General features: G+C 31.3%; 22 protein-coding genes and 1 tRNA gene. 13 read left to right on the forward strand and 10 right to left on the reverse strand.

Translation table 11 applies throughout. The annotated features are described in order from the left end of the window. Positions 1–426: 426 nt before the first annotated feature. Positions 427–1,491 (reverse strand): PA0069 family radical SAM protein, encoded by a 1,065-nt coding sequence (locus C8N27_RS00345; RefSeq protein WP_121145696.1) that lies wholly within the window; start codon positions 1,489–1,491, stop codon positions 427–429. A gap of 176 nt (positions 1,492–1,667) precedes the next feature. Further along, positions 1,668–4,418 carry a S8 family serine peptidase gene (locus C8N27_RS00350; RefSeq protein ID WP_167444703.1) on the reverse strand — a complete coding sequence of 917 codons (2,751 nt, stop codon included), beginning with the start codon at positions 4,416–4,418 and terminating at the stop codon, positions 1,668–1,670. A 146-nt stretch (positions 4,419–4,564) separates the two neighbouring features. Here C8N27_RS00350 and C8N27_RS00355 point away from each other — a divergent pair, with 146 nt between their 5' ends. Continuing rightward, positions 4,565–5,404 carry a M57 family metalloprotease gene (locus C8N27_RS00355; RefSeq protein ID WP_121145701.1) on the forward strand — a complete coding sequence of 280 codons (840 nt, stop codon included), beginning with the start codon at positions 4,565–4,567 and terminating at the stop codon, positions 5,402–5,404. A 59-nt stretch (positions 5,405–5,463) separates the two neighbouring features. On the opposite strand, the gene aroC is transcribed toward C8N27_RS00355, so the two are convergent. Beyond that, positions 5,464–6,525, reverse strand: coding sequence for a chorismate synthase (gene aroC / locus C8N27_RS00360; protein WP_099215397.1), 1,062 nt, complete (start codon positions 6,523–6,525; stop codon positions 5,464–5,466). A 295-nt stretch (positions 6,526–6,820) separates the two neighbouring features. On the opposite strand from aroC, the gene C8N27_RS00365 reads away from it, so the two are divergent. Then, a tRNA-Ser gene (locus tag C8N27_RS00365) sits at positions 6,821–6,905 on the forward strand. Positions 6,906–7,021: 116 nt separating this feature from the next. On the opposite strand, the gene C8N27_RS00370 is transcribed toward C8N27_RS00365, so the two are convergent. From C8N27_RS00370 to C8N27_RS00390, 5 genes are all read right to left on the reverse strand, one after another. After that, complete coding sequence (locus tag C8N27_RS00370; protein WP_237270834.1) at positions 7,022–7,594, reverse strand: phosphatase PAP2 family protein; 573 nt, start codon at positions 7,592–7,594, stop codon at positions 7,022–7,024. 2 nt (positions 7,595–7,596) lie between these two features. Next, positions 7,597–8,646, reverse strand: coding sequence for a peptidylprolyl isomerase (locus C8N27_RS00375; RefSeq protein WP_121145703.1), 1,050 nt, complete (start codon positions 8,644–8,646; stop codon positions 7,597–7,599). Positions 8,647–8,733: 87 nt separating this feature from the next. Further along, entirely contained in the window at positions 8,734–9,459 is a 726-nt protein-coding gene (locus C8N27_RS00380) for a BamJ family beta-barrel-assembly machinery protein (RefSeq protein WP_121145705.1), read from the reverse strand. Further along, positions 9,456–9,995: a gliding motility-associated peptidyl-prolyl isomerase GldI gene (gene gldI / locus C8N27_RS00385; RefSeq protein WP_121145707.1), complete on the reverse strand. Its 540-nt coding sequence runs from the start codon at positions 9,993–9,995 to the stop codon at positions 9,456–9,458. Before gldI ends, C8N27_RS00380 begins: the two co-directional genes overlap by 4 nt. After that, positions 9,985–11,013: a DHH family phosphoesterase gene (locus C8N27_RS00390; protein WP_099215393.1), complete on the reverse strand. Its 1,029-nt coding sequence runs from the start codon at positions 11,011–11,013 to the stop codon at positions 9,985–9,987. The genes gldI and C8N27_RS00390 overlap by 11 nt, the downstream gene beginning before the upstream one ends. A 90-nt stretch (positions 11,014–11,103) precedes the next feature. Between C8N27_RS00390 and C8N27_RS00395 the strand changes: the two genes are divergently transcribed. From C8N27_RS00395 to C8N27_RS00410, 4 genes are all read left to right on the forward strand, one after another. Next, positions 11,104–12,102, forward strand: coding sequence for an alkaline phosphatase D family protein (locus C8N27_RS00395; RefSeq protein ID WP_121145709.1), 999 nt, complete (start codon positions 11,104–11,106; stop codon positions 12,100–12,102). Between the two features lie 108 nt (positions 12,103–12,210). Next, the gene (locus C8N27_RS00400; RefSeq protein WP_028892988.1) at positions 12,211–12,630 is read left to right on the forward strand and encodes a nucleoside-diphosphate kinase; all 420 of its coding nucleotides are present in this window, start codon (positions 12,211–12,213) and stop codon (positions 12,628–12,630) included. 258 nt (positions 12,631–12,888) lie between these two features. After that, positions 12,889–13,296 (forward strand): hypothetical protein, encoded by a 408-nt coding sequence (locus tag C8N27_RS00405; protein WP_099215391.1) that lies wholly within the window; start codon positions 12,889–12,891, stop codon positions 13,294–13,296. A gap of 176 nt (positions 13,297–13,472) precedes the next feature. Continuing rightward, positions 13,473–14,297, forward strand: a complete 825-nt coding sequence (locus C8N27_RS00410; protein ID WP_121146290.1) for an alpha/beta hydrolase — start codon at positions 13,473–13,475, stop codon at positions 14,295–14,297. 185 nt (positions 14,298–14,482) lie between these two features. Here C8N27_RS00410 and C8N27_RS00415 read toward each other — a convergent pair whose 3' ends face one another. Continuing rightward, positions 14,483–14,782 (reverse strand): DciA family protein, encoded by a 300-nt coding sequence (locus C8N27_RS00415; protein ID WP_099215390.1) that lies wholly within the window; start codon positions 14,780–14,782, stop codon positions 14,483–14,485. Between the two features lie 37 nt (positions 14,783–14,819). Then, entirely contained in the window at positions 14,820–15,899 is a 1,080-nt protein-coding gene (gene recF / locus C8N27_RS00420) for a DNA replication/repair protein RecF (protein ID WP_121145711.1), read from the reverse strand. Between the two features lie 114 nt (positions 15,900–16,013). Here recF and C8N27_RS00425 point away from each other — a divergent pair, with 114 nt between their 5' ends. From C8N27_RS00425 to C8N27_RS00455, 7 genes are all read left to right on the forward strand, one after another. Then, complete coding sequence (locus tag C8N27_RS00425) at positions 16,014–16,796, forward strand: tetratricopeptide repeat protein (protein ID WP_121145713.1); 783 nt, start codon at positions 16,014–16,016, stop codon at positions 16,794–16,796. Continuing rightward, a complete protein-coding gene (gene ribH / locus C8N27_RS00430; protein ID WP_121145715.1) occupies positions 16,796–17,302 on the forward strand; it encodes a 6,7-dimethyl-8-ribityllumazine synthase in 507 nt (168 codons plus the stop codon). The genes C8N27_RS00425 and ribH overlap by 1 nt, the downstream gene beginning before the upstream one ends. 177 nt (positions 17,303–17,479) lie before the next feature. Beyond that, the gene (locus tag C8N27_RS00435) at positions 17,480–17,758 is read left to right on the forward strand and encodes a riboflavin synthase subunit beta (RefSeq protein ID WP_121145717.1); all 279 of its coding nucleotides are present in this window, start codon (positions 17,480–17,482) and stop codon (positions 17,756–17,758) included. Positions 17,759–17,762: 4 nt separating this feature from the next. Continuing rightward, positions 17,763–19,616, forward strand: coding sequence for a DNA mismatch repair endonuclease MutL (gene mutL, locus C8N27_RS00440; RefSeq protein WP_121145719.1), 1,854 nt, complete (start codon positions 17,763–17,765; stop codon positions 19,614–19,616). Positions 19,617–19,624: 8 nt separating this feature from the next. Continuing rightward, complete coding sequence (locus C8N27_RS00445) at positions 19,625–20,362, forward strand: rhomboid family intramembrane serine protease (protein WP_099215384.1); 738 nt, start codon at positions 19,625–19,627, stop codon at positions 20,360–20,362. A gap of 41 nt (positions 20,363–20,403) precedes the next feature. Then, entirely contained in the window at positions 20,404–21,264 is an 861-nt protein-coding gene (locus tag C8N27_RS00450) for a rhomboid family intramembrane serine protease (RefSeq protein WP_099215383.1), read from the forward strand. Continuing rightward, complete coding sequence (locus C8N27_RS00455) at positions 21,265–22,278, forward strand: endonuclease/exonuclease/phosphatase family protein (RefSeq protein WP_121145721.1); 1,014 nt, start codon at positions 21,265–21,267, stop codon at positions 22,276–22,278. Positions 22,279–22,327: the final 49 nt, after the last annotated feature.

The following is a 22,327-nucleotide window of genomic DNA, read 5'->3' on the forward strand; positions in this document are numbered from 1 at the left end:
CCGTTTGCGGGTGCAAATATAGATACCTTTTTCCATTCAACAAGCACTTTTCCAACCTTTTTTTTAAACTATTTTTTAATACGCTATACACTAATCAGTTACATACAAAAGTTTTTTATACCATACACATCTCCTTCCTTTTCCCCTTATATTTATGACTATTATACTCCTTCTAATATGGAGAAAGTTTACCTTTTTATACTACTATATACAATCTAATTGTTCGCGTTAGGGATTGAAGCGGCATCCTTTTGTTTAGGGTGCCTTTAGCAACCTAAACAAAAGATACAGCGGAAAGCCCGACACTTTATTATGTTATAGCGCAGCGAAAACAAACAATAAAGTGAAACGCCTACTCCAACAAATCACATCATTTGAAATACATTATATATATATTGTAGGAAAAATGGTTTTACAATATCTTATTTAAAATAGTGATGTTTGATTGGTTTGATATTTATCAAATTTGGTAAAATCTAAATGAGGAAGTTTTTTATCCTTTAAATACAGTTTTTTTGCCAACTTAAACTGCATGTCTATTTGTTCTGCTATCTTACCTTCTCCTCGCATTCTACTTACGTAACGAGAATCATTTAATGAACCGCCATGACAATCTTCTATTTGATGTAAAATTTTGTCCGCTCTATCAGGATATGTTTTTCTTACCCAATTGGTAAAAATTTCTCCTATCGCTCCATTTAAACGTACTATTGTATATGCAACTGAGGTTGCACCTAACTCACTTACCTTTTTTACTAATGGTAATATTTCGTGACTATTAATTGAAGGGATGATTGGTGCCATCATTACATTTACTGGTATATTATTCTCTGACAGGGTTTTGACTGTTTCTAATCTTTTTTTGATGGTCGCTGTTCTTGGCTCTACTACCCTTCTTGTTTCTTCTGATAGTGATGTGATAGATATACTTACCCTTAATAAATTTAAAGCTGCCATTTCTTTTAAAATATCTAAATCACGAAGAATTAATGCATTTTTTGTTATCATGCTTACCGGGTGCTTTAATTTTAATAGTACTTGCAGCATTTTTCGGGTAATTTCAAGTTTCTTTTCTATCGGTTGATAACAGTCTGTATTTCCAGAAAACATAATATTTTGTGGTTGCCAATTACGACTTCGTAGTTTTTTCTCTAATAGTTCTGGTGCATTTGCTTTGTACAATATTTTACGTTCGAAATCTAACCCTGCAGAATACCCCCAATATTCATGTGTGTTTCGCGCATAACAATAAATACATCCGTGCTCACAACCTTGATATGGATTCATTGAATATGAAAACCCAATATCTGGACTTGTCACTTTATTAAGAATTGTTTTAGGATAAATTTCTAAATATGTTGTTTTATTATTGTCTGCTGATTCGTTTTCAGCTTCGCAATAGTTTAAGAAATCATCCAACACTTCGTGTTGATGTTGTGTAAATTTATTGTGTGTGTTGTGTTGTGCACCACGTCCTTTAATGTAGTCCATAATCATATCTAAATAAAACGTTATAAAATTGTCTTTAGAATGACTTTATCGAGAACAGGTTCGTATAAACTTCTCGATACAATTTCGATAGGGTTCCGAAATCATCCGAAGTGACTTTGTAAAATTACAAAAAGTAACACAAAGGTTTTAGTGTTCTTAAATATTATTTATAGCTGTTAAGGTTTTACTAGTATTTTCTTTACCGCTACCTGTTGTCCATCTTTTAGTATACGCACAAACAATAAACCTGTTTTAAAATTTGGTATAGGAATGGTTTGCCTTATTTTTTGAATTTTGTTTGTATAAATTATTCTTCCTGTAACATCTACAATTTCTATACCTAAGTTGTTTCCTCTTGAATACACAAACATTCCTTCTGATGCTATTACTGGGTTTGGATATATTTTTAAGGTATTATCAAAAGGAAAATCAATTTTTATACTATCTGTATAAATTTCTGTTCCATCATCAAGGGTAATTTTAGCTCTATATTCGTTTTTTCCTCCTTTAACACTGATATCATCCGTTTGGAGTTCTTGAACATTGAGAGCTGTAAAAGTTTGAATAATTTCAGTTTCTCCATTGAGTGTTTTTTCAAAAACAACTGAAGCTACATTCGTCAAAGTACTCAAGCTTAATCGAACATCTACTACATTTTCATTTTTCACAAAGGCTAAAAAATTCTTATAATAACAGTTTACTCCTTGCGAATTGTAATTTATTGTTTGCCCTTTAACTCCTTGTTCTCCATTAAAAACTGGTGTTACTGATATATAAGGTGTTTTAAATGTACTTTTTGGAATTACAACATTCGTTTCGTTTACTATTGAATTTGTATACATATAAGTATCATCCAGCAGTTGCACATTATATGCTGTTGCATTCGGAACTGGCTCCCAGCTAAATTGAATACTTTCATCACAGTTAAAATCGACAATTGGTGTAATAATATCTGAAATTATAAATTCTTCTGAATTATAATATGTTCCATTTACTAAAGCCCTTAATTGAATGACTCCGTTAACTTCTGGAGTATTCCAAAGTAAGTATGGTTTTGTAACATTTGTAGCGTTTGCAATTTCTATCCAACTTCCTTTATTAATAGAGTATTCAATCTTACTTACTGGAAAACCCAAGTTATTTGTCCATCGTACATATTTATCTGTTACAGTTGGTAACTTGTCATCTTTATTAGGATAGTTCCATGTAAAAATATTTTTAGATTGATAAAAATAAGCGATCGAAAATGACTGTATTGGTGTTGCTAACGAATTTGCCTTTACCTTTATATTATATGTACCTGTTTCTGGATTGTCAATCGTAATTAATTCTACATTATTTAAGTGGTCTTCTCCATATACAGCTTCTTTTTCTAGCGAATTTTTGGATGGTGAAGCGTCTAAAATCCAAGGTAACCATGAATTTGCACCATTATTCACTTCTAAATCTAGATCGTTTACCAACGCTTTATTGTCATTAACATTAGCAGGAACATCGTTCCAAACTAATGCTATTCTTATTTCTTTTGAGCCTGTATTTATAGGGATTGAATATTCTTTAACTTCATTACTTGAAATTTCATCATTAATATATGTTCCTTTTTCTAAAATCTCCAGACTTTGATAACTGTTCACATTACCATAGCCACTTTTAAAGTCTATTCCTTTTGGACCGATATCATCAGCTCCAGCAATTAATACAGATTTTAATAATGCCGAAGAAGGAAATTTGTTTGTTTTCTCTTTGTATTTATGTTGTAGTAGCGTTGCTACCCCTGAAACTATCGCAGCAGCATCCGATGTTCCGTCTGGTCCATGAGCCACTAATTCAGGTTTTACTCTACCATCATAAGTAGGTCCTTTTGAACTTCTTGTATTTACTACTAGTTCTTTATTAACTCCTCCAACAACTAAAACATTTTTAGCCATTTTATAGTTTCCTGTCATATTAGCATATCCTTCTATTCCTTGGTAAGTTCCTTCATTAGATGCTACTTCTCCTGTATTACCTGAAGAAAATACATGAAGTAATTCAGGTACATCAATTGTGCTTTGATCATATGCATTCGCTTCAGCTCCATAAAAATTTTCTATTTCTGTTCCGTAAGAATGGTTTTGAACAAATATATTATTGTCAACATAGTAAGTATCTTTATCAGGTAATAGTGTACTAAAGTCTGAAGATGATAAATTACTATGATAAGCAACTCCTTTCGAATTATAAGCACTATTCCCAGCACCTCCAATTGTAGTAGCCATTAAAGTTGCATGACTAGAAACATCTTCTGCTTCATTTCCGTAAAGTTTTATTCTATTTCTTAAGTCTATATCGTTAACATCAAACAACAATTCTTTTACAGAAACAGTTAATCCCTCACCATTAATTGTTTTAAAATCATTTTGAAGTTTGTTTATATTATTTACGCTTAAATCTATTTTTTCAATCGGTATTTTTTCTGGACGAGGAGCTAGTTGAGTATCCAAATAAACTACCTGGTACATAGAGGCTATTTTATTTATTTCTGTTGGAGATACATTAAGCGTTAAAACATCCTTGTACCTATGCGTTACTTTAATATTTACATTCTTTTCTTCCGCTTCTTTCAAGAATAGTTTTGAGTTTACTGTTTTTACTACAATCCTGACTTCTTTATTCTTTTTATTTAACAACTGTGACAATCTATATGACAGCTTCCATTTATTATTTATCTCAAATAACTCCCCTTTAAAAGAAATCTCTTTCGTTTTTTCTTTTTTAGTTATTATTAGAAAGTTTTTATCTAATCTCCGTATTACATCTACTTCTTTATCGTTGGAAATCAGATCTTTTTTATTAATTAGATAATATTTTTTTTTCAATACTTTTTCCTGAAATATTTTTGGCTCTATTTTTTTTACATAATTAGGAAAATCAACTTGCGAGTACATATTCAATGTTAAAAATACTCCGCTAATAAAAAGAAAAAACAATCTCATAAAAATACATTATTAACACAAATAAAACACTTTTTTTGCATATTTCATTATAAAAACATACTTTCGTTAAAATTTTTTAATAAAATCCTTTCAAAAAAATGAAAAATTTAAATTCACAACTATTAAGCCTTTTGGCTTTTGCAGTTATTTTGTTTACTGCATGTAACTCTTCAGAAGAGACTATTCCAAACAACGAAACTAGCGAGATTACTCCTGAAATAGTTTCAAAACTACAAGCTGCTTATTTTGAAACTTCTTCAGCTAAAGTAACTACTTTTATGGGAGAAAAAGGTGTGGCTGTAGAAGACATGTTCTTTACTTTTGCTCAAATTGATGAGTTAGGTGAAGGTTCTAACATTCCAAACACTGAACATTACAGAACTACTAACTTAGTAACAGGTTTACCAAGAGTTATTACTGTAAGTGTTTCTCCTGATTTAGGAACTTTAGGTTCGGATGCTTTAGATAAAACTATTGTTATGTTAAACAACTTAGGTTCTCAATTAACTTACCAAAGAGTTTCTTATGGTGGTAAAGGTAAATCTAAGGCTGATATTGAAGTTAATGAGTTTTACGAATTAGAAAGTGGTGGTTTCATCACATTAGGTAGAGCTGCTGGTTTCCCAACTAGAAGAGGAGATCCTGCTAAAGGTTTTGGTATTAACAGTAGATGGTTTGAATTATCTATTGCACCTACTTCTAGCGAGCTTGCTGGTACTATGGCTCATGAAATTGGACACTGTATTGGTTTTCGTCATACTGATTATCAAACACGTGAAAGCTGTGGACAAAATGTTAATGAAGGTAGTGCTGGTGTAGGAGCTATTCATATTGCTGGTACTCCAACTGGATCTGACAATACTTCTATTATGCAATCTTGTGGACCTGCTACTACATTTAACAATAATGATAAAAATGCAATGTTAACTCTTTACTAGACATTTATATTTTTATGATATTTAAAAGCCCAGATACATGTATCTGGGCTTTTTATTTTTTAAACTTTTCTAGTTTTATTCATTAACCAAAAATCTGCGAGCACTAAAGCTGTTAACGCTTCAACAATAGGTACTGCTCTTGGTACTACGCAAGGATCATGTCGTCCTTTTCCATGTATTTCTGTAGCTTCACCTTTCGAGTTTGTCGTAGCTTGATTTTGCATTATCGTTGCTACGGGTTTAAAAGCTACTCTAAAGTAAATATCCATTCCGTTAGAGATTCCTCCTTGAATACCTCCTGATAAATTAGATTGCGTTGTTCCGTCTGGATTGAAAATGTCATTGTGCTCTGAACCTTGCATTTTTGCTCCACAAAAACCACTTCCAAATTCAAAACCTTTTACTGCATTAATAGAAAGCATTGCTTTTCCTAGTTCTGCATGTAACTTATGAAAAATAGGTTCTCCTAACCCTACAGGTACATTCTGAGCTACGCAGGTTATTGTTCCTCCAATAGTATCTCCAGCTTTGCGTATTTCTTGAATTTTAGCTATCATTTTTTCCGCTGATACTTCATCAGGACAACGGACTATATTACTTTCTGTTTTAGTAAAGTCTAAATCTTGATACGGTTTCATCATGAAAACATCCCCTACTGATGATGTAAATGCATTGATATTAATATGATTGATTAATTGCTTGGCTAAAGCTCCTGCCACAACCCAATTAGCTGTTTCTCTTGCTGATGTTCTTCCACCACCTCTGTAATCTCTTATTCCGTATTTTTTATCATATGTATAATCGGCATGTGAAGGACGGTACACATCTGTATTATGATTATAGTCTTTACTTTTTTGATTTGTATTTTTAATCATAAAACCTATTGATGCCCCAGTTGTTACTCCTTCAAAAATACCTGATAAAAACTCAACTGTGTCTGGCTCTTTACGTTGTGTTACAATTTTAGATTGTCCTGGTTTACGACGATCTAATTCTTGCTGAACAGCATCAAAATCAACTTTCATTCCTGCAGGGAATCCATCTATTACACCCCCAATTGCAATTCCATGAGATTCACCAAACGTAGTTAGCTTTAAAGTATTTCCGAATGAATTAAACATATCTTATTATTTAATAGAACGAAGGTAGAATTTATTTACTAAAAACGATAATTTTCATTCTTATAATTACAGGTTAACTTGTTATTATAACCCTTTATTTAAGTCTACTCACTTTTATCTTTATTTTTTTACTCTTGTATTTCACACCAAACTTATTGATAGCAAAAGTGTTACGTTTCATAACTTTTTTAATGCTTAAATTTTATTAAAAAAAGTAGTAAAAAACTTTTTTAGAATTGAAAAAAGGTCATATATTTGCACCCGCAATCAGGGAATACATCTGATGAGGCGCTCAGGAGAAATGGCAGAGTGGTCGAATGCGGCGGTCTTGAAAACCGTTGTCTGTAACAGGACCGGGGGTTCGAATCCCTCTTTCTCCGCAAATCCGAAGCTTTCGCTTCGGATTTTTTTTTAGGGGATTAAAGAAAAAAAGCTTACAAAACTGTAAGCTTTTTTTAGTTTATTAGAAGCACTATGCTTCCTTATGTATATGAAACTACCACTTTCTTACCCCTAGCCTCTTTTCTAATGCTAAGTATGCAAAATAAAACAATGTTCCTAAAATTATTCCTGAAACATATCCTGTTGTAACATCAACGGGAAAATGTACTCCTAAATATATTCTACTATATCCAAAAATTAAAGGAAACAAAATCATTAAATAAATCAACTTAAAATGTTTTCTCAATAACAAAATCATAAAAGTAGTTATTGTAGTAGATAATGAAGCATGACCAGACCAAAAGCTGTATCCTCTAGGCTTATATGTAAAATTCCTTAAATACTCTTTTAAACCTTCTGTATTGCAAGGTCTAATTCTTTCTGTAGTGTTTTTAATTAAATTTGTGAATTGATCAGAAAAAGCAACAATAATTGCTACAAATAATACTGTAAACAATCCTTTCTTCCATCCAAACTGTTTAAACACTAAAAACAGCACAAAAGCAAACAAAGGTGTCCAAGTAAATTGATTCGTTATTGTTAACCAAAAACCATCCCATTGTTCGCTTCCTAAATTGTTAAGATAAATTAAAAGCTCTTTATCTTTCTGTATAATATTTTCTATCAAAACTACTTTCCTACTTTTAAAACTTCTATTTCAAAAATTAAATCTGACTTTGGAGGGATTGGACCTACTCTACGATCGCCATACCCTAAATAAGAAGGTATAAACAATCGTACTTTATCTCCTTCTCTCATTGTCTTCACACCTTCTTTCCATCCTGCTATTAACGGAAAGTTTTCATCATCAACAGTAAAAACAAAAGCCTCACCTTTATCTAAACTAGAATCAATTTTTCTTCCATCTGCTAAATACAACGTATAATGTGCTGTAGTTGGCAATGCTGGATTTACTTTTTTACCATTTCCTTTTTGTAAAGATAAAATTTTCAATCCTGAATCGGTTGTAACCGCATCATTAATTCCTTGCTCTTCTTGGTATCTTTGTTTTAATTCTTCTAATTTTTTCTTCCTCTCTTCTTCTTTCTTTTCAACGTTTGCTAGTTCTTGTTCAAAAACTACTGGCGCATCAAATTTAGAGGCATCCTCTCCTATCCTTAAAATTTCTATATGCTTTATATAATCATTTTTTTGAATAGTATCCACTATAGCTTGACCTTGTAAAACACGTCCAAAAACAGAGTGTCCACCATCTAACCAAGGTGTAGCTTTATGTGTTATAAAAAACTGACTCGAATTTGTAACAGGTCTTGAGTAATTTGCCATAGACAACACTCCAGGCCCATCATGTTTATACAATAAGTTACCTTCATCATCCATAGGAAATTCATCTGCAAACGTATAACCCGCATCTCCTGAACCAGTTCCTGTTCTATCTCCACCTTGTATCATAAAGTCTTTAATTACCCTATGAAACTTAGTTCCATCATAAAACGGTATTCCCTTTAAAGAATCAATCATTTTAGGATGAGTTCCTTCACTTAATGCTACAAAGTTTGCTACCGTCATTGGTACTTTGTCATAAAAAAACTTTACCAAAATATCACCTCTATTAGTTTGGATATCTGCATATAATCCGTTTTCTAAACTAGGGTATTTAGCTGATTTACATGATACAAACACTATCAATGTAACAAGTACTATTTTAAATAATTTCATTTACTTCAATTTATTTTCTCCTATAAACAATTAATTAGGTTAACAACAAGTGCTAACCTAATTAATTATCAACTATTTAAGTTTTATTTATTTTACCTCTAATAACTCTACCTCAAAAACTAGAGTTGAAAAAGGTTTAATATGTTGACCTCTTTGTTGTGGACCATAAGCCAACTCTTGAGGAATAAAGAACTTATATTTTGCTCCTGGTTTCATTAACTGTAAACCTTCTGTCCATCCTTTAATTACTTGTCCTACTCCAAATTCAGCAGGCTCTCCTTTTTCCACAGAACTATCAAAAACAGTTCCATCAATTAAAGTTCCATGGTAATGAACTTTAACTCTAGAGCTAGCCGTAGGAGCATCTCCTTCACCTTCTTTTAAAACAACATACTGCAAACCACTTTCAGTAGTTTTTACTCCATCTTTAGCTTTATTTGCAGCTAAAAATTCCTCACCTGCTTTTTTATTATCTCCAAACTCAGCTTCTGCTTTTTTAGCTTGTTCTTCTTGCATTTGTTTCATTTTTTCTTGTTGCTTCTTCTGAAAAAATACTCTTAAGATATTATTTATGTCTTTTGACTCTACTAATAAGTTTGTAGAATCCATTCCATTTTTAAAACCTTGTACAAACAAATCTTGATCCATTTCGTCAAAGTTTGTTTTAATTTTATTAGCCATATCTAAACCTAGAGCATAACTTACAGAATCTACTTCTGTTGCTAATGAACTTTTTTGTTTAAACTGACCGTTACTGCATGAAACAATTGATAAACCTACAACTGTAGCTGCTAAAATGTTGGTTAATTTCATTCTTCTTTTTTTGATTTTATATCGATTAATGTTACTGTACTTTGTATTGGCTGATTTACAGCTATTTTATTTCCATCTCCTGTTACTCCAAAAGCTCTATACGATGGAATGACAAATGTAATAGTTTCTCCTTTTTTCATCAACTTTATTCCATCTTGTAATGCAGGAATAAAATCTTCTTTATCTACTTTATAACTTCTCTCCTTTGTTTCATAAAGAACATCTCCATTAAGGTCAGTTATATTGTATGACAACATTACCAAATCTTCAACTTGTGGAGAATTTGAATTTAAAGTATCTTTAGTTACATAAGTATACCAAAAACCATTAGGCGAACTTTTATATTCTCTAACAGTATCTTTAGTTACCCATTCTTCTAAACGTTGTTTTTCTAAAGCATTTAGTTTTTTATTCTCTTTGAGAACTTCTTTATAAAAATTTGTTGTACCGTGTTGCTTTGGTCTTCTCGCCTGTGGCTCTTTACAAGATACCATTACCAAAACCAAAAGAACAAAAAGTGTTATTTTATGCTTCATACGAATTTTCTAACTCTTGTTGGTATGTAGGTAATAACGACTTAAATCTCTCTATCGTATTTTCCATATTATCATCACTTCTACCTCCTGCTGCATTATCATGTCCTCCTCCATTAAAATAGTTGCGAGCAAACTGGTTTACAGAAAACTTCCCTTTTGAGCGGAAAGATATTTTTACAATCCCCTGTTCTTCATCTTCTATAAAAATAGCTGCAAATACAATTCCTTTCAAAGATAACGCATAATTCACAACTCCTTCTGTGTCTCCTTTTTCGTAGTGAAATTGTTTTTTCTCTTCTTCAGTTAAAGTGATAAAAGCTGTTTTGTATTCTGGTAAAACTTTCATATTACTCAAAGCTTGCCCTAATAACAATAACCTATTGTAAGAGTTTGCATCATGAACATTGCTATGAATTCTATCATTTTCAGCTCCTTTATCTATTAAATCTGCAATAACTCTATGAGTAGTACTAGTTGTAGACCTAAAACGGAAAGAACCTGTATCGGTCATAATACCTGTATATAAACAAGTAGCTATATTTTCATCTATCAAATCAACATCTCCCATCATTTCAATAAAGTTGTATACCATTTGACATGTTGAAGACATAGATGTATCAGAATACATATACATAAAATCATCTGGTTGTTGATGATGATCTATCAAAGCAAAATCATTCTCATATTGCTCTAACGTGTTTTGCATATCATTTCCAACTCTGTGCAATGCATTAAAGTCTAATAAAAAAATAATATCAGACTTCGATAAGGCTTTGACGGATTGTTTGTTTTGACGATCAAAACGTTTTACGGTTTTTGACCCAGGAACCCAATGTAAAAAATCAGGGTACTCGTTTGGCATTAACACCTGAGTAGTGTGTCCTTTTTTATCTAAATAATGTTTCAATCCTAACGTCGAACCTATTGCATCTCCATCAGGATTTCTATGCCCAATTATCACAACATTTCTAGGTTCTGACAAGAATTCTTGCAGTTCTGTAAAGTGTTTCAAAATCATAAAAGGCGAATATACAAATTAATGCTATATTAACCTTTTTATGTATTTTTTTTTGTTCCTTCACTCAAAAATAAAATTACAATCACCTTTATGAAATTTACTAATTCATTTATATTATTAGTAGCCTTTTCTCTATCCTCTTTTAGCCAAGAAACATTTACAATTGCTTTTGGTTCTTGTAACAATCAGAGACTTAACAATCCTTTTTGGGAAGATATTCTATCTCTTAGTCCAGATATATGGATATGGGGAGGAGACAACATTTATGCAGACACCAACAATATGCGTAAAATGAAACGTATGTATAAAACTCAAAAAAAGGTTAAAGGGTATAAAGAGTTAACCTCTAAAATTCCAATTCTTGCTACATGGGACGATCATGATTATGGTAAAAATGATGGAGGCATAGAATTTAAAATGAAAGATGAAAGTCAACAATTATTTTTAGATTTTTTAGGCGTACCCAAAAACTCTTCTAGAAGAAAACAAAAAGGTGTTTATCACTCAAAAACTTTTAAAACAGAAAATGGTAGTGTTAAAGTTGTTGTTTTAGATACTCGTTATTTTAGAACTTCGCTTACCAAAGGAACAAACGAGCAACGTTTTAAACCTAATAAATATAATGAGGGTAATATTTTAGGAGAAACTCAATGGAAGTGGCTTAACAATGAGCTAATAAACTCTAACGCAACCTTCACTATAATAGTTAGTAGTATTCAAATACTATCTAAAGAACACGGATTTGAAAAATGGGCAAACTTTCCTCATGAAGTAGACAAATTATTCAGTTTGATTCAAAAATCAACAAATACAAATGTAATTCTTCTTTCTGGTGATCGACATATTTCCGAATTTTCTAAGACTATCATTGACGGAGTAAAGTATCCAATTATTGATTTTACTTCAAGCGGATTAACACATGCCTCTTCTTCATTTACCTCTGAAAAAAACAACTTCAGAATTGGTAATGTAGTTAACTCTTTAAGCTATGGCACGTTACTTTTAGATTTAAAAACTAAAAAAGTTAGTTTTCAAATGCGAGGCAAAAACGGGGTTATCTTACAAGAAATCAACCAAATATATCCTTAACTTGCTAATAACATTAAAAAGTGTATTTTTGCGCCGATTTATGCGAAGTTAGCATAAGCAACAACAATTAAGGAATTTATCATTTACTGATATTTATTACATTTAATAATGGCAACAAATAGAACTTTTACAATGATTAAACCAGATGCTGTAGAAAACGGACATACTGGTGCAATTTTAGAAAAAATTAATGCTGCAGGTTTCAGAATCGTAGCTATGAAAAAAACACAGATGACTAAGCGTGATGCTGAGACTTTTTATGGAGTACACAGTGAGCGTCCTTTCTTTGGTGAATTAGTTGAGTTTATGACTCGCGGACCAATCATCGCTGCTATCTTAGAAAAAGACAACGCTGTTGAAGATTTTAGAACTTTAATCGGTGCTACAAACCCAGCTGAAGCTGCTGAAGGAACTATCCGTCAGTTATATGCTACTTCTATTGGTGAAAATGCAGTACATGGTTCTGATTCTGATGAAAACGCAGCTATCGAAGGTGCTTTCCACTTTTCTGGTAGAGAAATGTTTTAATTCTTAGAAAGAAAAAACTTTATATATTGAACTCGTTACATAATTGTAACGAGTTTTTTTTGTTTAATACTCTATATATAACACTTAGCTTTTATTCTAAAAACAATCATTCCTTCCATTAAGAAAGTATAAAACAAACACTTAACATTTAATCTTTCTTTTATCCAGCAACTTCCTTTTAAAAAGCTTTTATATTACCTAGTTTTGCCTTCCGCTTAAAAAAGCAGAAAAATAATTCTACAACTTAAAATTAAAAAAATGGCAAAAGATCAAGACCCAAAAGAAGCAATTCAACAAACAAAAAAAGTAGTATCAGGAGGTATAGTTGGCTGGCTAACAAAACTATTCTTAGGTAAAAGTTTTGTTGATGAAACAAACGACATACTTGAAGCTTCTGAAGCTCAAATTGATTTAGTTGGTAAACAACAAAGATTAATTACAGAAGGAATACCTGCTAAAGCTAAAGTTTCTCTAGTACAAGACACAGGATCATTAGTGAATTTCGATCCTATTATTCTGTTAAGCCTTCATGTTGAGTCAGCATCTGGTGAAAACTTTGATATTAGCACCACAACGCAAGTATCTAAACTATCTATACCTAAAGTTGGAGAAACAATTAATATCAAATATGATCCTAATGAAAAATCATCAATCGTTATTGTTTAGCTTCAACTCAATAGAGAAATAACAATAAAAAACTCGTTGCTTAATTGTAGCGAGTTTTTTATTTTTAATTTAGCTTGAGTCTCACTTTAATTTACAATAACTTCGCTAACGGTGAATATAAATCATTAAAACGGATTCATATTCTTAAAAAAGTTATCAAACATATAAAGAAAACTATGAGAAGTCTGACATTTGTAATTTTATATATTCTTTCAGGAGTACAAACGACATTTGGACAGAATGAAACAGATATTATAATGAGAAGTAAGTTTGTTATTAAATCTAATATTTTAGATGAAGAAAGAACCTGTTTAATAAGCCTTCCTGATTCATACAATGAATCATCTGAAGTTGATAAAAGATATCCAGTTATAATATTATTGGATGGAAATACTCATTTTAAAATAGCATCTGGAATATTACATTTTATGAGTTCTAATAGGAATCAAAACAATTTAATGCCTGAAAGTATTATTATAGCCATAGAGAATGTTGACCGTGAACGGGATTTTACTGTTACAAAAATTAAGACCAAACGACCTAATAATATGGGAGGTGGGAGGATCTTTTTGAATTTCATTGAGAAAGAACTATTACCTTATATTGATAAAAAATACAAGACAAAACCTTTTAGAACTCTCATTGGACACTCTTTAGGAGGACTACTTACACTAAATTCCTACATGGATAAAAATAGTGTATTCAATGCTTACATTTCTATAGACCCAAGTATTTGGTGGAATGAGGAGATGATGAAAAATAAGGTTGATGCTATTTCTTCAATATCATTAGACAAAAAACTTTATATCGCTACTGCCAATCAAGGAGAGGCTAATTACAAAAGAAATAAACAAAGACACGACTCTATTTATACTTTAATAAAAAAGAAATCAGATAAACCGCTAAATATCGAAATAGAATATTTTGAAAATGAAAACCATCGCTCTGTACCATTAATAGCTCTGTATCAAGGGTTAAAATACCTTAACCAAGAGGAGTGATTTCGAAGCTAGCAATATCAAAAAATACGTTTAGTAACACCGTGTATAATTCATTGCTAGTATTCACCTAATTACGAAAATTCTCACGGATTTTCTATTCGATTTGTATTTACTAAAATTAGCTACTGAAACACATAATAAAATCATACACAAAACGTTAACGAAGTTATTAACCATTTTAAAACCTAAACTAACATCAACTTTTTAACGAGTTCCTCTCCTATTTCCTCATTAATCATACGTATAATCTTATCTTTTCCATAGCTTAATTCTTCTCTCAATACAGAAGAAGATAAACGAACAATTAAGGTTCCGTTTTGTAATTTTACCTCACTTGTATAAGAAGCTACTCCCGCACCCATCAGTTTTTCCCAAGCTTCGTCAATATGAATTTTTTGAAACCCCTTTTTTAGTTTATTGTTCTCTTGGATAAAACTTCCCATCAAGTCTTTTAATGAAAAACTATCATTTTCTCTTTTAGCCATTAGTTTTATTTTTTTTCTTACTTAAACAGTAACAACATTATAACTTAAAAATCTGATATTCTTGGTTACTCTTTTTTATCACCTCTTCTGTTCTATCAGCATGCGTATCAGTAATAAAAATTTGTCCAAATTCATCACTATTTACTAAATCAACGATTTGAGCAACTCGATTTTCATCTAACTTATCAAAAATATCATCCAATAATAAAATTGGAGTAACGTTTGATTGCTTTTTAATAAACTCAAACTGTGCTAACTTTAATGCTATTAAATACGATTTTTGCTGTCCTTGTGAACCAAATTTTTTAATAGGATGTTCCTCTATTTCAAAATTTAAATCATCTTTATGAATTCCAACAGATGTATACTGTAGCATCTTATCTTTCTCTAAATTTTGTTGCAACAAAACTTCTAAAGACACATCGTGTAGCTGACTTTTATAACGCAAATTTACTTCTTCATTTGCTCCAGAAATAATTTTATGCTTATCATTAAAAATAGGCACAAACTCTTCTAAAAAAGTTTTTCTTTTGTTATAAATAACCGTTCCATACTCAATTAGTTGCTCATCGTATACTTTTAAATTTAACGCATCAAATGTTCTATTTGCAGCAAAATACTTCAACAATGCATTTCGCTGACTCACAGTTTTAGTATACGAAATTAAAGTTTGTAAGTATTTCTTGTCTTGTTGAGAAATTACTCCGTCAATAAATTTACGACGAGTTTCGCTTCCTTCAACAATTAAATCCCTATCCGCAGGAGAAATAATCACCAACGGCAACTGTCCTATATGTTCAGAAAACTTTTCATAGGCTTTCCCGTTACGTTTCAATACTTTTTTTTGACCTCTTTTTAAAGAGCAAATAATTTTTTCTTGTCGATTATTTAATAAATAATCTCCTTCTACCATAAAAAAGTCTTGACCATGACGAATATTCTGTCCAGCTATCGAATTAAAGTAACTTTTAGCAAATGACAGATAATAAATTGCATCTAACACATTGGTTTTTCCAATACCATTATTTCCCACAAAGCAGTTAATTTTCTTTTGAAAATCAAAAGTTTGCGATTCAATATTCTTAAAATTAACCAAAGATAGTTTTTGCAAATACATGAATAAGCCTTGTTACTATAAAGAAAGCGCAAATTATCGAAAATTTACGAAAAAACGACTTTTAAAATCCAATTAAAAAAACTATTTTTGTCGCCACTAATTTTTTAAGCAACTATGGCTACATACAAGAAAAGAGGTTACAAACCTAAGAAAGAAAAGGTTACAAAAGAAGTAGAAGAAACATTTGATGAAACACAAAGTACTACAGCTGAAGTATTTAACACTTTAGATGATACTGCGAACAAATCAGAGGAATGGATTGAAAAAAATAGCAAGCCATTATTTTACGGATTAGTAGCTGTTGCAGCTTTAATTTTAGTGTACTTAGCTTACAATAAATTTCTTGCTGAGCCAACACAACAAGAAGCTTCTAACGAACTAGCTTATCCTCGTACTTTCTTTGAAAAAGCAAGTACATCTGCAGGTGCTATTGCTGACTCATTGTACACATTAGGCTTAGAGGGCGGTGATGGTAAATATGGTTTTATTGATATTGCTGATCAATTTGGAGGAACAAAAGCAGGAAACTTAGCAAACTACTATGCAGGTATTTCTTACTTAAAAATGAAAAAATACGAAGAAGCTATCGAGTATTTAAGTGATTTTAGTTCTGACGATGAGTTATTAGGACCTACTGCTTTAGGAGCTATTGGTGATGCTTTTGCTGATATTAACCAGCCTGAAGATGCTTTAGATTACTATCAAAAAGCAGCTAACAAAAAAGACAATCAATTTACTACTCCTCTATTTTTATTCAAAGCAGCTCAAGTTGCAATGAACTTAAAAGAGTATGGTAAAGCTGAAAAATTTTATACAACCATTAAAGAAAAATACGCTGATTCTGATCAAGGAAGAGATATTGAAAAATATATCAACAGTGCAAAATACGCTCAATAATGGCAACAACAAATTTATCTTATTACGATAAAGCAACAATCCCAAATGCGAAACCTTTTCGATTTGGGATTGTTGTTTCAGAATGGAATCCTGAAATCACTAAAAACCTTCACAAAGGTGCTATTGAAACTTTACTAGATTGTGGAGCTACTGAAGAAAACATCGTCTCATGGGATGTTCCTGGTAGTTTCGAATTAGTATATGGATGCAAAAAAATGATCGAAACACAAAAACTTGACGCTATCATAGCCATTGGGAATGTGATTCAAGGTGAAACCAAACATTTCGATTTTGTATGTGAAGGTGTAACACAAGGAATTGTAGACTTAAACATTAAATACGATGTTCCTGTGATCTTCTGTGTATTGACTGATAACACTAAGCAACAATCTATTGATCGTTCGGGCGGTAAATTAGGAAATAAAGGAATTGAATGTGCAGTAGCAGCTGTTAAAATGGCAGCAATTAAAAATCAAGAACGTCCATCAAGTTCATTAGGTTTTTAATTTATTCTCTTTTAGATAAACATTATTAAAAAGCGTCTAGGTTGCACAATCTAGACGCTTTTTAACTTTAATTTATACACTTTTTTTGACCACCTCTCTATAATTCAGTAACTTTGGAACTCGTCTTATTTGGTGTGATTTTTGTTCCACTTAAGCTATTAAAGAAGCAACAATTTTATGGGATTTATCAAAAGAGAAAATAAAAAGTTCGATTACAAACCTCGTTATTATAAAGGGGACAGTAATCCTTATCAAGTAAAACATAAATTTGATGAGTATAGAACTACTGTTGGAAAAAGAAAAAGTTTAAAGGGAAAGTTTAATGCTGCTTTTGACGAGTTTAAAGATTCTGGTTATAAACTGAATAAAACTATAGTAGTTATAGCCTTGGTTTTAACACTAATATTTTTATTTATTATTGATTTTGACCTTTCAATCTTTTTCCCAAAAAAATAATTAAATGTCAGATATTATACAGTTACTACCTGATCATGTTGCTAATCAAATTGCTGCTGGAGAAGTCGTTCAACGCCCTGCTTCTGTAGTAAAAGAGTTGATTGAAAACTCTATTGATGCTGGCGCTACTTCTATTACCCTATTGTTAAAAGATGCTGGAAAAACTTTAATCCAAGTAATTGACGACGGTAAAGGAATGAGTGCTACCGATGCCCGTTTAAGTTTTGAACGTCATGCTACTTCAAAAATTAAAGATGCACAAGATTTATTCAACCTAAACACCAAAGGATTTCGTGGTGAAGCTTTAGCCTCTATTGCTGCAATTGCACATGTTGAGCTAAAAACAAAGCAAGAAGATGATGAGTTAGGTACACAAATAAAAATTGAAGGTAGTGAAATAACTTCTCAAGAAGTAATTACAACTGCTAAGGGTACCAGTATTGCTGTTAAAAACTTATTTTTTAACATTCCTGCTCGTCGTAACTTTTTAAAATCCGACACTGTTGAAACTCGCCATATTGTTGATGAATTTCAACGTGTAGCTCTAGCACACCCAAACATTTCTTTTTTATTACATCATAATAACAACGAAGTTTATCATTTAAAGAAAAGTAATTTACGTAAACGTATTGTAGCTATTTTTGGAACTAAAATGAATGAAAAACTTGTTCCTATTAATGAGCAAACCGATATTATTACTGTTAATGGGTTTGTAGCTAAACCAGAGTTTGCTAAGAAAAAACGTGGTGAACAATTCTTTTTTGTGAATGATCGTTTTATAAAAAGCTCGTACTTAAATCATGCTGTAGTAAATGCTTTTGAAGGTTTATTAGAAAGTGGTTCACATCCTTCATATTTTTTATATTTAGAAGTACCTGCTAACACGATTGACATTAACATTCATCCAACAAAAACAGAAATTAAGTTTGATAACGAAAAAGCGTTATATGCTATTTTACGTGCTACAGTTAAACATAGTTTAGGGCAATACAATGTAGCTCCTGTTTTGGATTTTGATAGAGACTCTACTTTAGATACTCCTTACGATTATAGTAAAAAAAGTAACTCTTCAGTTCCTCCAATAACTGTAGATCCTACATTTAACCCTTTTAAAACTGAAACTAGTTATAAAGAGCCTTCTAATACAAGTAGTTCACCAAAAAGTAGTACAACACACAGTTATCAATCCAACTTTAAAAAAGATACTGGAAGTTGGGAAGCTTTATATACAAATACCGAAACTATTGAGCCTGTTCAACAAGAACAGCTTTTTGAACCTGAGCAAGAAACCGAGACTGGAAAAACCTTCCAGATTCAAAAAAAATACTTGTTGAGTTCTATAAAATCAGGAGTCGTATTAATTCACCAATCTTTAGCACATCAACGTGTATTGTATGAAGAATTTTTGGAGAATATTACTGTTAAAGAAGCAAGCAGTCAACAACTGCTGTTTCCTGTAAATATTTCTTTTTCTTCGTCTGATATAGAAATGATATATAGCATAAAGTCTGATTTAGAGAGTGCTGGCTTTATGTTTGATGAGTTCACCAAAGAAAGTGTAGTAATTGCAGGAATTCCAACCTCAATAAGTGAAAGTCAAATCACACTTATTTTAGAGCAGTTATTAGATGATATTAAACTTGAAGTACCTGACACTAGCTTTAGTCACTTTGATGTGATGGCTAAATCATTTGCTAAATCACTAGCTATAAAAACAGGAACTTCATTAAGCCCAAAAGAGCAAGAAAATTTAGTAAACAACTTGTTTTCTTGTAAAGAACCTAATATTTCACCATTTGGTAAGCCTACGTTTAAAACATTAGCTTTAAATGAAATAGATGCCATTTTTAATAAATAAAAAGTAATATGCCTAGATTAACGCAAGCCATAAAGCATTTAATAATCATTAACGTGATTCTATTTTTTGCTCCTCAGCTATTAAATTTAGATTCTACTGATATTTTAACCAATCTATTTGCTTTGCATTATCCTAAAAATGAACATTTTGGGGTTTGGCAATACATTACACACATGTTTATGCATGGTGGTCCTGCTCATTTACTTTTTAATATGTATGGTTTGTGGGCTTTCGGTACTCCGCTTGAGCAAATGTGGGGACGAAATAAATTTTTATTCTTTTATTTTTCTGCGGGGATTGGTGCGGGTTTAATTTACACTTTTGCAAATTATTATCAATTTAATGGAATTTATGAACAACTAGTTGGCATGGGAGTTTCTCCTGCTGAAATTCAAAATATTTTAAGTTCAGGACAGTATAACGATAGTTTAATTACTTTATCAAATAAAACTATGAGTGAATTTTATAGTTTATACCACACTCCTGCCGTTGGTGCCTCAGGTGCTATTTATGGAATTTTAGTTGCGTTTGGATTAACTTATCCTGATGCAAAATTAGCGTTGATTTTCTTCCCTGTTCCTATTGCTGCCAAATACTTTATTCCTTTGATTATTTTAAGTGATTTATTCTTTGGTATGACAAGCTATTCTATTGGTAACATTGCACATTTCGCTCATATTGGTGGTGCTATAATAGGTTTTATTATTGCATGGTATTGGAAAAAAAATCAATTTAAATTTCGTTAATTTAGTAACTTAACTTGTCTTTATTCAAGAAGTCATAAAACATGAATATACTCGATAACTTAAAATATAGATTTAAACATGCAGGAATTGTTGAGCAATTAATTTACGTAAACTTAGCTGTTTTCTTACTTGTTTTTGTTACCAATACTTTTGGATTTCTTTTTCAATCTAAAACTAACTTTTTAGTAGAATGGCTTGCGTTACCTGCCAACTTTGATGATTTTATTGTTAAACCATGGACTATTATTACCTATGGTTTTTTACACACTAGTTTTTTACACATTCTATTCAATCTGATTGCTTTATTTTATATTGGGCATTTATTTCAACAATATTTTACTCCTAAGCAGTTACTTAGTTTTTATTTATTAGGAACTCTCTTTGGAGGTATTATTTTCATAGCTAGCTATAATTTTTTCCCTGCCTTACAAGATGTAGCACATAATAGTGTTTTATTAGGTGCTTCGGCAGGTATCTCTGCCATCTTTATTGGTATTGCTACCTATATACCTAATTACGAATTAAAGTTTCCGCTAATAGGCTTTGTAAAACTGTGGGTATTGGCTTGTATTTGGATTGCTATTGATATTATTCAAATTCCTGCTGGTAATGCTGGCGGACATTTAGCACACCTTGGAGGTGCATTATTAGGTTTTTTCTACGTTCGTAGTGCTAGTAACAAGGAACTGGATATTTTTAAATCGATAAACAAACTTTTTTCTAAAAGAGAAAGAAAACTCAAAACAGTTTATAAATCTGGTAATAAAACACCTAAACCAAACGTTGATAAAACAAGAAACCAAGAAGAAGTAGATGCTATTTTAGATAAAATTAGTAAATCTGGGTACGACACGTTAAGTAAAAGTGAAAAAGAGTTTTTATTTAAACAAGGAAAAAATTAGATGAAAAAGTTTTCGATAGCTAATAAGTTTTTATTCTTTATCAATTCAGTTTTTGCAGCTGTTTTATTGCTATCATATGTACTTCCGTACGTATCTCCGCAAACAATTCCCTTTCTCTCTGTTTTTGGGTTGTTTGTTCCATTTTTAGTTATCGTTAACATTGGTTTCTTTGTGTATTGGCTTATTAAAATGCATAAAAATGCTTTTTTACCACTACTTGTTTTAGCTTTAGGATGGTTTATTTCTACTCCACTGGTTAAATTTTCTAACAAAGAAGTAATCTTAAATGATGATTTAAAAATAATGAGTTATAATGTTCATTTATTTAATCATTACAAGCATGAAGATGATGTAACTACCGAACAGAAAATTTACGAATTCATCAACAATGAAAATCCAGATGTTATTGCTATACAGGAGTTTTATAATTCAAAAATGTTAGATATAAAACTTCCATACAAATACATAAAAACAAAAACGAAAACGAATAAATTTGGGCTAGCTATTTACTCTAAGCACCCAATCATAAATTCCGGTTCTCTTGATTTTAAACAAAGTGCTAACAACACTATTTTTGCTGATATTCTTGTTGAAAATGACACTATTCGTGTATACAATGTACATTTGGAATCATTAAAACTAAATCCGAAAAAAGAAAATTTTGGAGAAAAAAGTTCAGAGCGTTTATTTAAACGTTTAGAAAATGGTTTTGTTAAACAAGTAAGTCAGGTTGAATTAATCCAACAACATGAGTATTCTTGGAAAGGCAAAAAAATTGTTTGTGGCGACTTTAATAACACAGCTTATTCTTGGGCGTATAAACAATTGGCTACTGATAAAAAAGATGCTTTTATTGAATGTGGAATTGGTTTAGGTAAATCTTTCCGATACATCTACCCTATGCGTATCGACTTTGTTTTAACAGATAAAGAAGCTACCATTAACCAATTTAAAACTTACGGAAACATAAAACTTTCAGACCACTACCCTGTTATGGCTCGTTTGCATTGGTAATTTTGTTTTTAATTCGGTATAAAAGTGTATTTTTAACCGATTTAAAAAC

The sequence above is a fragment of the Tenacibaculum discolor genome (assembly GCF_003664185.1).
In the GTDB taxonomy this organism is placed as follows: domain Bacteria; phylum Bacteroidota; class Bacteroidia; order Flavobacteriales; family Flavobacteriaceae; genus Polaribacter; species Polaribacter discolor.

Excerpts from the sequence above, each read along its gene's own strand:
- C8N27_RS00405 (WP_099215391.1), top strand. The coding sequence starts at position 12,889 with ATGGCAAAAGATCAAGACCCAAAAGAAGCAATTCAACAAACAAAAAAA.
- C8N27_RS00375 (WP_121145703.1), bottom strand. The coding sequence starts at position 8,646 with ATGAAATTATTTAAAATAGTACTTGTTACATTGATAGTGTTTGTATCA.
- gldI (WP_121145707.1), bottom strand. The coding sequence starts at position 9,995 with ATGAAGCATAAAATAACACTTTTTGTTCTTTTGGTTTTGGTAATGGTA.
- ribH (WP_121145715.1), top strand. The coding sequence starts at position 16,796 with ATGGCAACAACAAATTTATCTTATTACGATAAAGCAACAATCCCAAAT.
- C8N27_RS00455 (WP_121145721.1), top strand. The coding sequence starts at position 21,265 with ATGAAAAAGTTTTCGATAGCTAATAAGTTTTTATTCTTTATCAATTCA.
- C8N27_RS00415 (WP_099215390.1), bottom strand. The coding sequence starts at position 14,782 with ATGGCTAAAAGAGAAAATGATAGTTTTTCATTAAAAGACTTGATGGGA.
- aroC (WP_099215397.1), bottom strand. The coding sequence starts at position 6,525 with ATGTTTAATTCATTCGGAAATACTTTAAAGCTAACTACGTTTGGTGAA.
- C8N27_RS00445 (WP_099215384.1), top strand. The coding sequence starts at position 19,625 with ATGCCTAGATTAACGCAAGCCATAAAGCATTTAATAATCATTAACGTG.
- C8N27_RS00355 (WP_121145701.1), top strand. The coding sequence starts at position 4,565 with ATGAAAAATTTAAATTCACAACTATTAAGCCTTTTGGCTTTTGCAGTT.
- C8N27_RS00400 (WP_028892988.1), top strand. The coding sequence starts at position 12,211 with ATGGCAACAAATAGAACTTTTACAATGATTAAACCAGATGCTGTAGAA.
- C8N27_RS00450 (WP_099215383.1), top strand. The coding sequence starts at position 20,404 with ATGAATATACTCGATAACTTAAAATATAGATTTAAACATGCAGGAATT.
- C8N27_RS00425 (WP_121145713.1), top strand. The coding sequence starts at position 16,014 with ATGGCTACATACAAGAAAAGAGGTTACAAACCTAAGAAAGAAAAGGTT.
- C8N27_RS00350 (WP_167444703.1), bottom strand. The coding sequence starts at position 4,418 with ATGTACTCGCAAGTTGATTTTCCTAATTATGTAAAAAAAATAGAGCCA.
- C8N27_RS00395 (WP_121145709.1), top strand. The coding sequence starts at position 11,104 with ATGAAATTTACTAATTCATTTATATTATTAGTAGCCTTTTCTCTATCC.
- C8N27_RS00380 (WP_121145705.1), bottom strand. The coding sequence starts at position 9,459 with ATGAAATTAACCAACATTTTAGCAGCTACAGTTGTAGGTTTATCAATT.
- C8N27_RS00410 (WP_121146290.1), top strand. The coding sequence starts at position 13,473 with ATGAGAAGTCTGACATTTGTAATTTTATATATTCTTTCAGGAGTACAA.
- C8N27_RS00345 (WP_121145696.1), bottom strand. The coding sequence starts at position 1,491 with ATGGACTACATTAAAGGACGTGGTGCACAACACAACACACACAATAAA.
- mutL (WP_121145719.1), top strand. The coding sequence starts at position 17,763 with ATGTCAGATATTATACAGTTACTACCTGATCATGTTGCTAATCAAATT.
- recF (WP_121145711.1), bottom strand. The coding sequence starts at position 15,899 with ATGTATTTGCAAAAACTATCTTTGGTTAATTTTAAGAATATTGAATCG.
- C8N27_RS00435 (WP_121145717.1), top strand. The coding sequence starts at position 17,480 with ATGGGATTTATCAAAAGAGAAAATAAAAAGTTCGATTACAAACCTCGT.
- C8N27_RS00390 (WP_099215393.1), bottom strand. The coding sequence starts at position 11,013 with ATGATTTTGAAACACTTTACAGAACTGCAAGAATTCTTGTCAGAACCT.